General features: G+C 42.3%; 12 protein-coding genes and 1 tRNA gene. 6 read left to right on the forward strand and 7 right to left on the reverse strand.

Annotation, left to right across the window (positions count from 1 at the left end; genetic code table 11):
* Positions 1–3: 3 nt before the first annotated feature.
* The 4 genes from ABIO93_RS19310 to tgt all read right to left on the reverse strand — a co-directional run bounded on the left by ABIO93_RS19310 (position 4) and on the right by tgt (position 6514).
* Complete coding sequence (locus tag ABIO93_RS19310) at positions 4–2331, reverse strand: polysaccharide biosynthesis tyrosine autokinase (RefSeq protein WP_348070620.1); 2328 nt, start codon at positions 2329–2331, stop codon at positions 4–6.
* Positions 2332–2478: 147 nt separating this feature from the next.
* A complete protein-coding gene (gene glf, locus ABIO93_RS19315) occupies positions 2479–3582 on the reverse strand; it encodes a UDP-galactopyranose mutase (protein WP_348070622.1) in 1104 nt (367 codons plus the stop codon).
* Positions 3583–3699: 117 nt separating this feature from the next.
* Complete coding sequence (locus tag ABIO93_RS19320) at positions 3700–5157, reverse strand: OmpA family protein (RefSeq protein ID WP_348070624.1); 1458 nt, start codon at positions 5155–5157, stop codon at positions 3700–3702.
* A gap of 223 nt (positions 5158–5380) precedes the next feature.
* A complete protein-coding gene (gene tgt, locus ABIO93_RS19325) occupies positions 5381–6514 on the reverse strand; it encodes a tRNA guanosine(34) transglycosylase Tgt (protein WP_348070626.1) in 1134 nt (377 codons plus the stop codon).
* 76 nt (positions 6515–6590) lie between these two features.
* Between tgt and ABIO93_RS19330 the strand changes: the two genes are divergently transcribed.
* From ABIO93_RS19330 to ABIO93_RS19345, 4 genes are all read left to right on the forward strand, one after another.
* Positions 6591–7757: a glycosyltransferase gene (locus ABIO93_RS19330; RefSeq protein ID WP_348070628.1), complete on the forward strand. Its 1167-nt coding sequence runs from the start codon at positions 6591–6593 to the stop codon at positions 7755–7757.
* Positions 7748–8368, forward strand: coding sequence for a 16S rRNA (guanine(527)-N(7))-methyltransferase RsmG (rsmG, locus tag ABIO93_RS19335; RefSeq protein ID WP_348070630.1), 621 nt, complete (start codon positions 7748–7750; stop codon positions 8366–8368). Before ABIO93_RS19330 ends, rsmG begins: the two co-directional genes overlap by 10 nt.
* 30 nt (positions 8369–8398) lie before the next feature.
* Positions 8399–8680, forward strand: a complete 282-nt coding sequence (locus ABIO93_RS19340; RefSeq protein ID WP_348070632.1) for a hypothetical protein — start codon at positions 8399–8401, stop codon at positions 8678–8680.
* An 85-nt stretch (positions 8681–8765) separates the two neighbouring features.
* Positions 8766–8839 (forward strand) — tRNA-Asn (locus ABIO93_RS19345).
* A 237-nt stretch (positions 8840–9076) separates the two neighbouring features.
* On the opposite strand, the gene ABIO93_RS19350 is transcribed toward ABIO93_RS19345, so the two are convergent.
* The 3 genes from ABIO93_RS19350 to ABIO93_RS19360 all read right to left on the reverse strand — a co-directional run bounded on the left by ABIO93_RS19350 (position 9077) and on the right by ABIO93_RS19360 (position 10993).
* Positions 9077–9331, reverse strand: coding sequence for a hypothetical protein (locus ABIO93_RS19350; RefSeq protein WP_348070634.1), 255 nt, complete (start codon positions 9329–9331; stop codon positions 9077–9079).
* Positions 9332–9813: 482 nt separating this feature from the next.
* A complete protein-coding gene (locus ABIO93_RS19355; RefSeq protein ID WP_348070636.1) occupies positions 9814–10131 on the reverse strand; it encodes an ATP-binding protein in 318 nt (105 codons plus the stop codon).
* 73 nt (positions 10132–10204) lie between these two features.
* Positions 10205–10993: a hypothetical protein gene (locus ABIO93_RS19360; protein ID WP_348070638.1), complete on the reverse strand. Its 789-nt coding sequence runs from the start codon at positions 10991–10993 to the stop codon at positions 10205–10207.
* A 667-nt stretch (positions 10994–11660) separates the two neighbouring features.
* Between ABIO93_RS19360 and ABIO93_RS19365 the strand changes: the two genes are divergently transcribed.
* Positions 11661–12179, forward strand: coding sequence for a hypothetical protein (locus tag ABIO93_RS19365; protein WP_348070640.1), 519 nt, complete (start codon positions 11661–11663; stop codon positions 12177–12179).
* Entirely contained in the window at positions 12176–12418 is a 243-nt protein-coding gene (locus ABIO93_RS19370) for a hypothetical protein (protein WP_348070642.1), read from the forward strand. The genes ABIO93_RS19365 and ABIO93_RS19370 overlap by 4 nt, the downstream gene beginning before the upstream one ends.
* The last annotated feature ends 357 nt before the right edge of the window (positions 12419–12775 follow it).

The following is a 12775-nucleotide window of genomic DNA, read 5'->3' on the forward strand; positions in this document are numbered from 1 at the left end:
GTTTTAAGTCAGAAATCGGAATTTTTTCACGTTGCCAAATAGTTGCCGTAGCGGTTGCTTTCTTTCATAGTAACCGTAGCCATACCCCGGCAGAGCTTCTATATCGTTGATAACCAGACTTAATCCAGGCAATTGCTGCCGGCCCGACAATTCCTGAATGTATTTCAATTGATGTTTATGAGTAAATCTCTGTCTGATTATGAACAGCGACAGATCTGCATGTTGGGCCAGTAACCGGGCATCGGTCACCAGACCAATGGGTGGAGTGTCCATAATAATGACATCATAGTTTGCAGTAAGCCAGGCCATCATTTCTGTGACTTTGGGAAGCGAAAGCATTTCGGCCGGGTTAGGAGGCGAGGGGCCGCAGGTCAGAACAGCGAAGGGGTAATGCGTCCCCACAGCCTGAATGTAATGTGTTAATGAACCACCGGCGATCATAAAATCGGTAAACCCTTTTGCCAGCAATTTCATACTATCGGCCAGCCGCGGCTTTCGCAGGTCGAGTTCCAGCAGTATTACTTTTTTACCTGTCATTGCAAATGAATGAGCCAGGTGTGCTGCGGTAAATGACTTTCCTTCCCCGCCTACTGCGGACGTGAGCAGGATCTTACGGCACGTTTCAGTAGGGGCTAAAAACTGGATATTAGTTCGGAGTACCCGAAATTGCTCTGTAATGATGTTGTCTTGCAGCTTACTTCTTTTATTCTGATGGCCAATTTCAGCTAGCACAGGGATATCGCAATGCTGTAATATCTCAGCTTTACCAGTAATGCGCGTATTCAAAATGTCTTTGAGATGTAACGTGACCAGCGGAAAACCCAAGCCCAGAAATCCTGAAATCAGGAGTACCAGTTGCCGGTTAGGTTTAATGGGAGCTGGGTCGGCCTTTGGCGAATCTATTACCCTTGCGTTCGCTATCGTTGCAGATTTTGAAATGGACGTTTCCACGCGCTTTTTAAGAAGAAAGAGGTATAGCTCTTGCTTGATCTGCTGCTGCCGTGAATACTCCAGTAGTACTCTTTGTCTCGATGGGATCTGGTCCAGTTGTGCTGAGTAAGCCGCGTTGTATTGATTTAATGAAGCAATGTTAACTTCGAGCTCTCTTTTTTGGGAGGCTATCATGACATTGAGATCAGCTCTCAGGCTCGTCAGCTGTACATCTAGTGTCTTGATGATCGGGTGGCTTTCTGTTGCTGCTACCAGCGCTTTTTCTTTCAGTAGTTGAATTTCATTATATTTCTCAGCCAGCGATGTGAATTGAGGATCATTTAAATACAGTGATGAAGGGACGAGGTGATCGGGATTTTCATTTATATATTTCAAAAGCGAGGCGACAATTTTTAGCCTCACTGCTTGATTTTGCCCGTCTCTGTTGTAGTGGCCAGCATCCTGCAATAACAGGCGAACATTTTCGTCCATGTCTGTGAGCCGGTGAGTCTGTCGGTAACTTTCAATGTGTTTCTCAATGTCTATCAGTTCTTTGGAAACGGCTTTTAGTGTGACATCAATGAAAACCAGTGTGCTGTCGGAAATACGATTTTTGTCAGCAATACTGGCAGCCAAATAGTCTTTAATGAGTTGCCTGACCACCAATTCACCTTTTACAGGGAGTATTTCATTCAATGTCAGATGTACTACACTGGCTAATTTATTGGGAGCAGAAATTGTTAAAGCGGAGCTGTATTTCTTTACTGACTCTTCGTGCGCGGTGATTACAATGTGGTAATTGTCGTCGAGAGCTGGACGATAGGCAGTCTTTGTCAGGATAGCCCGACCGTGCGGAAGCAAAATAGTGTCTCCAAAATAACCTGAAATGCGCTGAGCATTCACAATCAGGTGGTAGCCGTTGTTGGTCGTTTGATGGAGGTGATAGGTAAATGATCTTTCCCGGTTATACTCTGGATTTAGAAGCCTTAACCGGAGTGGTGATTTGTCGTAGAGTTCTGTCGTTTTGACCTGACCGACTGCATAATACTGTACAAATAGCTGTAAGTCATTCACGACTTTTTCTATCAGTGTGCGACTTTTGAGGACCTGAACTTCATTATCGACACTGCTTTGCCCATTGGAAAGCCCAATGCTTTCAAGCAATGCGGCGTCGCCGAAATCAGTACCACGCGAATCGTCACGGATCAGCAGTGACGCAGAAATTTTATATTCCGGAGTAGTGTAGCGAAGGAAAACGAATGCGGCGGCAAAACAGACCAGCAGCGAGGATAGAAACCAATACCAGTTACGGGCTATCTCCCTTAACAAACGAACGTTTAGCACACCCGTGTCGGTGCTGCTGCCTGTACTCGTAATTGCACTCAGATATTGTTCCTTCATACCATATTATAAAGAGTAATATGGTTTAGACGGACGTTAGTAAATTAGGTAACGCGGATATCGGAAAATTTTTGAAAAAATATTTAAATAAAAAATCCTTGTTCTTTTAAAGTAAGAACAAGGATTTTAAAATTGAACTGTAAATGGTCAGGAGAAGTGCACTTTGACTTTTTTAAGAGCAGAAGCCACCACCTGGTGCATATCATAATATCGGTATTCGGCTAATCTTCCTCCAAAAATGACATCTTCTTCCTGTGAAGCCAATGCCTTGTACTGGTTGAAAACGGCCGTGTTCCTATCATCATTAACAGGATAGTAAGGTTCCGCGCCTTTCACCCATTCTTGTGGATATTCGTGTGTAATCACCGTTTTAGGCTGGGTACCGAACTCGAAATGCTTATGTTCGATGATGCGGGTGTACGGAGTTTCACCGTCGGTATAATTCACCACAGCATTTCCCTGATAGTTTTCCTGATCCAGCAGCTGGTTATCGAAACGAAGGCTGCGGTACTCTAACTGGCCAAATTGAAAATCGAAATACTCATCAATTGGACCCGTGTAAACGACAGTCTCGCCCAAAGCAGTCAGTTCTTCGCGATTTTTAAAAAAGTCCACATCCAGCCTGATTTCAACATCTTTCAGTAGTCCCTCGGTAAGCTTATTATAACCGCCGATCGGAATTCCCTGATATTTATCATTGAAATAATTGTTGTCGAATGTAAACCGAACGGGTAGGCGCTTGATAATGAATGCAGGCAATTCCGTTGCTTTCCTCCCCCATTGTTTCTCGGTGTAAGCCTTAATGAGCTTTTCATAGATATCGGTACCAACCAGCGAAATAGCTTGCTCTTCCAGGTTCTGGGGATCGGTTATCCCTGCTTCCTCGACCTGCTCACGAATTTTTGCTTTGGCTTCCTCGGGCGTCTTCACCTTCCACAACTGGTAAAAGGTGTTCATGTTGAAGGGGAGATTGTACAGCTCTCCATTGTAATTGGCCACTGGGGAGTTGGTATACCGGTTAAACTCGACAAATGAATTGACGTAGTCCCAAACTTCTCTGTCGTTAGTGTGAAAGATATGCGCTCCATATTTATGGACGTTGATACCTTCTACATTTTCACAATATACATTGCCGCCAGTGTGTGCCCTGCGATCAATTACGAGGCATTTTTTTCCTCTTTTAGTTGCTTCATGCGCAAAAACTGATCCCCACAAACCTGCTCCTACTATGAGATAATCGTATTGTTTCATTAATTCTATGTTTCTGTGTATATGGTGATGGCCCCGGTCAGGGATTTGCAAAGTTATGTATAAAAGAGAAAGGCCCCCATTGGGAGCCTTTCTCTTTTGATTTATTCAAACCTTTCGTTATGGAAGAAGTTTAAGTTCTACGCGACGGTTTCTCTGAAGACCTTCACGTTTCGCGCTATCAGCGATTGGTTTAAACGATCCAAAGTAGTCTACGATTACTTTGCTAGGATCTGTCAGACCAGCTTCGTTGATCAGGAAGTTTTTCACTGCATCAACCCGGCGGCGTGAGAGTGCGATGTTGTAACGGTCGGTTGCACGACGATCCGTGTGACCTGCCAATTGCAAGCGGCATCCGTTCAAGTTCATCAACTTCGCAACATTTTTAAGCATTTCTTGTGCTTCTGGCTTGATCGTGTTTTTATCAGTATCGAACATTACGTTAGCAAAGATCTCTGCACAAGCTGCACCATTTTTAAGTGCATTTTTAACGTAAGAGTCGAAGTCAAGAACGCGACCACCACCGTCAACAATGCTTCCTGCGGGTGAATTAGGCTCTTTATCGAAGAAGTCAGAAACACCGTCACCATCTGTATCAAGTAACAATCTTGGATCGATATCTTTTGGACGGTTTGCTTTCGCAACGGAATCCATTTCTTCGAGCGTAAGGATTTTCGGTGGCTTGATCAACACTTTAGGATCTGTATAACGCAGGTGATAGTATCCGCCTTCGTCAGGTTTGTAATCCCATTTGCCGTCAACTTTCGCAACTTTAAGTGGTTTCTTACCCAATTTGTAAGTCACCTGAATTGAGCCATATCCGTAGCTATCCAATTCAGAATTTCCTTTATGGGAGGTTTTGTACTGGTCTTTGATTTCCATAGCGTTAGGCGTTCTGTCGTAGTCACCACCATAAGTAGCATCAAGGAAGTCAGAGTTGGTATGGTTCAAACGGAAATCAAGACCAATATCAATTCTCTTAGTCACTTCATAATTTACATTCAGCCCTGTCGGAATGATCCAGTCACTCATGCTGCCTGTTTCACGAAGTGGAACACCACCCGTCAGATCATACGCAGTTGAGTTGTAAAACACCTGTCCTATACCAACATACGCATCAACTTTCCAACGCTTCATTTTGTTAGGTCCCATCAAAAGTCCTTTCAGGTTGACGGTTCCTGCAACAGAAACATCGAAGTAGTTACCTTCAAAATAACGGTTATAGTTACGACGTTTCATACCTCTCAAATTACCCAGGGATGCATCAAGACGCGCTCCGAACAAATATGAAAGTTGTTTGTTTAAAGTCAAACCTCCTTGAATAGTCCCGGATTCTTTGTGGCTGTCAGAAGAAGTTTTCGTAACTGGCCAAAAATCATACTCTCTCAAATCTCCAAAGAACATAGAGGGACCAATGTGTGCTGAAATTGACCAAGTGTTCAATTTGTAAGGGCCATCGTAGGTTGCTTTGGGATTGTAATCCGGAGAATTCGGTTGCTCCAGCGGTTGTGCCAATGAAGGCAGCGCCATCATTGCCCCCAAGGCAAACGAACAAATCAACTGGGATACTTTTTTCATACTATTCAAGTTAGCGTTATTAAGATTAACTAGGATTGATCTATAGTCAATTATGAGTAAAATTATATATTTAATTCATGGCTAAACGTACATTAACCAACAACCTAGTGCGCACAAAAATAGGTTAACAATATCATTTAATCAACCGATGTCGATATAAATGAAAAACTTTCCTACTATTTAATTCAAATTTCACCCGAAAGAAACTTCCTTTTTTGAACTTTCAAAGCCGTTGAATTAATTTTTTTTCCATTTCTCGCTTCCAGGAGAGAAATGTACCATCAATTATCTTCTCTCTGGCGCTACTGACCAACCACAAATAAAAAGTTAGATTATGGACGCTGGCAATCTGCGCTCCAAGCATCTCACCGGATTTTACCAAATGCCTCAAATACGCTTTACTATAAAATGTACTAACGTATCCTCCCAGTCCTGCATCAATCGGTGACATATCGTCTTTCCACTTTTCATTGCGGATATTGATTATGCCTTCAGTAGTAAAAATCATGCCATTGCGTGCATTACGTGTAGGCATTACGCAATCGAACATATCAACGCCCAGCGCTATGCATTCCAGAATGTTAGCTGGGGTACCTACGCCCATCAGGTACCTCGGCTTGTTCTTGGGCAATATGTCGCACACTACCTCAGTTAGTTCGTACATGATCTCCGCAGGCTCGCCGACCGACAAACCACCGATTGCGTTTCCTTCCCGGTCGCAAGAGGCGATAAATTCTGCCGACTGCTTCCTAAGATCTTTATACACACTTCCTTGAACAATGGGGAAAAGTGTCTGGCTGTGTCCGTAAAGTGGCGTCGTGCTATCAAATCTTTCGCAGCAACGCACTAACCAGCGGTGAGTCATTTCCATTGATTTCCTGGCGTAAGTGAAATCGCAGGGATAGGGCGTACATTCATCGAAAGCCATGATGATGTCAGCCCCGATCGTACGTTGGATGTCCATGACGTTTTCTGGGGTGAATGTGTGTACCCCTCCGTCAATGTGTGACTTAAATACCACACCTTCTTCGTTGATTTTCCTCCCCGTGCCTGCTAATGAGTACACCTGATAACCGCCACTATCTGTCAGTATAGGCCTGTCCCACCCATTGAATGCATGCAGGCCTCCTGCTTTTTGCATAATGTCAAGGCCAGGACGCAGGTAAAGATGATAGGTGTTTCCTAATATGATCTGCGCTTTTACATCCTCTTTCAGTTCGCGCTGATGAACCGCTTTTACCGTTCCTGCCGTACCAACAGGCATAAAGATAGGTGTTTGAATTACCCCGTGATCGGTCTCTAAATAACCGGCCCTGGCTTTTGAATGGGGGTCCTCAACTTGTAATGTAAACTTCATTAAAAGGTTTTAAATTGCTGATGTGCAAAAATAGGGTTAAGGTCTCGAACATTGCTGACAATGACAGTATATTTGCATGGAATATGGAAAAATTTTACATCTCTCTTCTATTGTGGCCGATTATTTACTCTATGCGCTAGTCGCGTTTGTGTCTGTTCAGTTATTCTATTATCTCTTCTTTTTTACCAGACTGGCATTTTACGGGAAAGGCGCTAATTATGGCAATTCGATGCCTGGTGTGACGGTGCTTGTCTGTGCATGGAACGAAAAGGATAATCTGCATGAATTGATCCCTCTGCTGGATGCACAGGAGTACCCTGATTTTGAAGTAATATTGCTCGACGACCGTTCTGACGACGGAAGTGAGGAGTTTATTCGTGAAAATATCAATCAATGGAGGCACATCAGGTACATACGTATCAATGACCAGTTTGATCATGTCACGCCTAAGAAATACGCATTAACTGTGGGAATGAAGCAGGCAAAATATCCGATCGCATTGATGACTGATGCAGACTGCAGGCCCTCGTCTAACCATTGGATTACGGCCATGACCTCCCGGGTTAGCGAAGAGAAAGATATCGTTCTGGGGTTTTCTCCGTACATGCGGGAAAGTGGTTTGCTGAATTGGTTTATACGTTGCGAGACTTTCTATACCGCCGTTCAGTACCTTTCATTTGCATTGGCGGGGCTTACATATATGGGGGTAGGGCGAAACATTCTTTACAAGAGATCCGTGTTTTTCGCCAATAAAGGATTTTATACACACCGGCATATCTTCGGTGGGGATGATGATATTTTCTTGAATGAGGTTTCTACGAGTTATAATACAACCATATCTATAGAAGAAGATTCATTCGTTTATTCAAAACCCAAAACAACCTGGGCCGACTGGTACAGACAAAAACAGCGACACTTGTCCGTAAGCCGATACTACAAGGTTCGCAACAAGGTTTTTCTCGGACTGCTGTCAGGGGCTCATGTGGCCATATGGACACTGGGCATGGCCCTTTTAGTATTCGGACTTATTGCCAAGGACATGTTACTCCTTCAGTCGCTTGGTATTGCTTTTGGTGTAAGGTGGATCATTCAGTGGTTTCTGCTAGTGATTATCAATTTGAAGCTTGACAAAACGGTAGAATGGTTCAGCTTTTTGCTGATGGATTTTGCACTTTTTATTTATTACCTCGTTTTCGGTTTTATAACCGCGACGAAGAGAAAACCCCGAAAATCATGGAATTGATTGATAAATATTTCCCGGACCTGACCGCAACCCAGCGTGATCAATTCGGGCAGATGGAAGAGCTATATCAATTCTGGAATGCGCGTGTGAACGTGATTTCCCGTCAGGACATTGATACATTATATGAAAGGCACGTGCTGCACTCACTTGGAATTGCCAAAGTTCAGCCATTCAAATCAGGAACCAGCGTTTTGGATGTGGGTACCGGAGGAGGATTTCCGGGTATACCGCTTGCGATTATGTTCCCGGACGCGCAGTTTCATCTGGTAGACAGCATTGGAAAGAAGATCCGTGTTGTGCAGGAGATTGCAAAAGCATTGGGCCTGGACAATGTCAGGGCTGAGCAAACAAGAGCAGAGAAGCTCGACGATTCTTATGAATTTGTTGTAAGCAGGGCTGTGACCAGAATGGCGCCATTTGTAGGGTGGGTCAAAAAGAATATGAATCGAAATTCTTTTCATGACCTTAGGAACGGTATTTTATATCTTAAAGGAGGCGATCTCAAGGAAGAGCTGTCAGAATTAAAGGAAAAGGCTCGTGTTTACGAGCTTTCAAGTTTTTTTAATGAAGAATTCTTTGAAACCAAGAAGGTCGTGTATGTACCTTTGTAGTCTCCATTTTTATCAAATAACCTAAATAACATGAACGAAAGATATAGCGCCAGCGGGTTAATGAACCCATTTTTTCCTGATGAAGTAAGTTTTGGGGACAAAGGCGTGACTTTTAAAGTAAGGAAGCTTTTCAAAAGTACAGACAACTTCGTTTTTTACACTGACATATCCGGGGTCGAAATCGAAAGCGGCATATTTTTTTCGACGGTCAGAGTGATACCAAGGATGCGTCCGGAAATAATTATCAATAATTTTACAAAGGGTGATGCCAAGAAAGTCAAGGAGTTAATCCTCCGACAAGTACAGAGCTAAGAAATTTTTAGAATTTATGCTTGCGCTGTATAAGTTGTATTCGTAGATTTGCACCAGAATTCAGATAAACAATCGGATTTGAAATTCCTGAATAGCTCAGCCGGTTAGAGCATCTGACTGTTAATCAGAGGGTCGTTGGTTCGAGCCCAACTTCGGGAGCCCTGAAAGTCAAGCACTTAGCATTAATTTGCTAGGTGCTTTTTGCTTTAGTTGCTATAGTTGGTTTGGGTTCAATTTTGAGAAGAGAAGCAAATTGAGGATCAGCGAGGTACAATTCACTATTAGGATGAGGTGGAAACTTTGTTGTACGGGATAGCCGGGAGAAGACCGGTAACAATTTGGGTGGAAGCCGTGCCCACATCATAACGCTTCGAGCTGTGTAATCAGTCAAAGCAATTACGGCCAGTCCGGATCAAAGCAGTCACGAAGTAGCTGATCCATTTGATCTATTGGCGAATATGAAGCGTCCTTCTCTAAATCAGACACTAATTGATTTTCCATCTTCTCAATTGGCAGAAAAAATTCCTTTTGATCTGGCCCAAAATCAAATATATATTTTGAAAGTTTTAAAGGACTCTTTTTTCCACCAAAATACAACTGTAATTCAAGCTTATAGTTTGCATTAATCAACGAATTTTGCCAGAAATACAATGTCGTACCTTTCGAATAGGAGACTTGAAATACAATGTTGATTGTGGTTTGAATTCGACAGATTTTGCATACTTGTCCTCTACTATATAGTCTAACGAGTTTTGGAAGGTGCCTATGGACGTTTCAAGTCGCAAATAAACGTCATGTTCATTCTGAATCTCTGACAGGTTAAAAATGAACAGGCTTATTTCGATTTCATTGATGATATAATGTCTTTCTTCCTTACTACTGATTTTCTGAAGTCTAACGTATCCCTCTAAGTTTGGGTAAGTTATTTTCCGGAATAATGCTTCAATGTATTGGTGCGGAGCTGGACGAGTTTGCCCGTCCAGTCTCATGAAATACCTATCGTCAACCTGATGAGGTGAATAGGGACTTTGATCTACTTCCAGAATGTAGACAAACATCCCGTTTTTTCCAAGGATTGAAAGCGTATTTGAGCAGGTGTAGGCTTTATGCGATCACTTATGCTGCTAACGAAGCTATCCTTCTCTATCCGTTCGGTAGCCGGTGCCAATGAACCTTTGAAGACCTTTTCCTTTTTGAGAACTGCTGTTCTTGCCAATTGGGGCTCCCCAAACAATTAAGCCTCCCATTGAATTTAACATCGCACAAACTGTTCTAACAATTCTACCTACTCTTTGCCCGGGATTTTCTGGTTGTCTGGAATTCAGATCCGATCCGAAACTTTTGAATTCAAGTTTGTCAGATTCTTCCTGAGCGACCCTAAAAAAATCCTTGATGTCGTCATATGTAAGTTCATTGATCCTTTTCCGAAAAAACAGTTGCGAGTAAGTCATCGTCAATCGTATTAATGAAATTTTCCCGTTGCATCAACCGGTTTGTAAAGCCTTGATGATGAAGTTACTGTTTTTAGTGCTCGACTGTGAAATAGTATTTGTCACGCCATTCTTTCGTCGCGTGCAAAACTAATCCAGCTCTCCCTTTCCAACAAATTGTACCATCAGAACTAAACGTATTGGAATAGTCGATTCCTTTAAGTCGATAATTGATGTCATGAGAATCTACCAAGACGATTTCATCGTAACTCACAGCTTCTAATTTCAATTGGTCGTCGACCACTTTTGGAAATAGAGCCACATTGTCAAAGTTAGCAGTCAATGCAATTGTTGGGTAAACGAGTCCATCTAATCCATTAATCAAATTCTCAGCGATTGCAATAGTTAATCTGTAGGTATCTATGTTGTTTCCAATAGGTTGAGAAAATTTATCTGCCAAAAAATTGTACACCTGAATATTGTCAGGGTGGTTTTCATCCCGTTCATCGCCAATGAAAATTTGTGGTTTCCGAGTAGAGCTCAGACGTTCGAACACAGTGGGAGTAAAACCTACGTTGTTTAAATGAAGATCGTTTACCACATGCCATCTAGAAATTACCATTTTGTCACCTACTGAGGGATTCAGTTCCCAGATTGGCCCCAACGGGTTTATCGATCCATAAAACATGGATTCGCCATCGCGGCTTGCACGGTTCATTTTTGCTTTATCGGCTGGTGGATAAGATAGATAGGAAACGTTATACGGCTGGCTCGAATAAATTATACCTCGATAAATTTTAGTGCCAGCTTTAATTATTGACTCTCTCAGGGTGAAGTCTGTAGTTAGCTTCCAATAATGTACTTTAAATAAGATGGTTGGCACTTGCTTAGATCAAGCGACAAAATTTTTTAATAAGATTAGCGAGTTCTTCACTTGTCATCCTTCGTCCAGGAATGACACCATAATTATATTTAAATAGCTTATCAATGTTCAACATAGAGGGTAGTCTTGTATACGAGAAATACTTCGAATTTAACGAAGTATTGCAAATCAGTAACCCTGAAATCTACAAAACGAATCAATAAATTAGCTAAAGTCCGGATTTTTAAAAGTGAGAGCAGAGCAAAAAGACAAAAATGCATTCTTCTCTCACGCCAGGCGCCACTGCGCACTGTAAATCTTCTCAACAGAAATGGATGGTATTTTGAAGAATTCAAGCGGACCAGTTTTTACTCAGGTTTCTGCGTTCTTCATCACAGGAGTTTTTGAATCAAACCCGCATGTGGCAGACCATTGGTTGATAACACCCAGAAGCAAAAATAAAGATGGACTTAAAAGAGTTGCCCCTTTTTTATGAAAAAATTACTACAATTCTGTCATAAGATCAAAGCTAATAGCTTTGATAAACAAGCGTCAGACTAGGGAAAGGGACGCACTTATTAATCGATTCCCCGCGATGAGACTAAAATCGGAAAAGTGAATTTTAATCGGTAGTGTTCGTTCGTTGTTCGCGATTTGCAAACAACGAACGAATGTGTATCTTTACCTCATGAAAGCTCACAACGGAATGCGTCCCTTGGACGTGGTGATATTGCTGAAAATCGTTTGTTTGGAAAATAAACCATGGCAATACAGAGATTTGTCGTCACAGCTCTATATAAGCGTATCCGAAGTTTCGGAATCTTTAAGCAGGAGCCATATTGCAGGGTTAATAGATGAAAGCAAAAAAAAGGTCCGGACTAACAACCTAATGGAATTTATAGAATTCGGGCTGCCCTACGTTTTTCCCGTAGTGCCGGGGCAAATCGTTACCGGTGTTCCTACAGCATACTCAAACCCCTTTTACAAAGCACATTTTCTGGGGTCAGTAGATTACGTTTGGAAAGACGAGCAGGGAGCTATCCGGGGTCTTTCCATCGAACCGCTTCACAAGGGAGTAACAAAAGCAGTGTTAGATGATGAGGTACTTTACAAATTACTATCCGGTATCGATATTTTGCGGGTTGGGCGAGCGCGAGAAAAGAAAATGGCCTTGGAACAGATGAAGATATTAATCCTTAAAAAATGAGCCAAAGAGAAAATATTCTGCGAATCAAGGCTGTGTATGACGCGTTGGAAGAGCTGCAAGATTTGGCGATTTTTGTCGGTGGGGCAACAGTAGCCTTATATGTTCAGCGTGTTGCAGAGGAAATAAGGCCCACAGACGACGTAGATATATTAATTGAAGTAACTGGGTACAAAGCTTATGCGGATTTAACGAAAAATTACGGTCCAAAGGATTTACTAATGACATTGAATCCGGTGTAATCTGCAGATATAAAGTCCAGGGAATTATTGTCGACGTTATGCCTACCGACAAAGCGGTTCTTGGATTCAGCAATATCTGGTATCCTGAAGGTTTTAAATCTGCGGTAAAATATGATTTAGGAGACGGTTACCATGTTAATATTTTCAGACCGGAGTATCTGGTCGCAAGTAAGTTGGAGGCATTCAAGAATCGAGGTAGCAGCGATGGAAGGACAAGTACCGACTTTGAAGATTTGGTTTACATTTTGAATCACCGGACGTCGCTGTGGGGGAGATGCGTTTAGCGAAAGAGGATGTCAAACTTTATTTGCAACAAGAATTTAAGAAAATCCTTGAAAATGATTATTCCGAAGAATG

Origin of the sequence: Dyadobacter sp., from assembly GCF_039919315.1 — a bacterium.
GTDB lineage: Bacteria > Bacteroidota > Bacteroidia > Cytophagales > Spirosomataceae > Dyadobacter.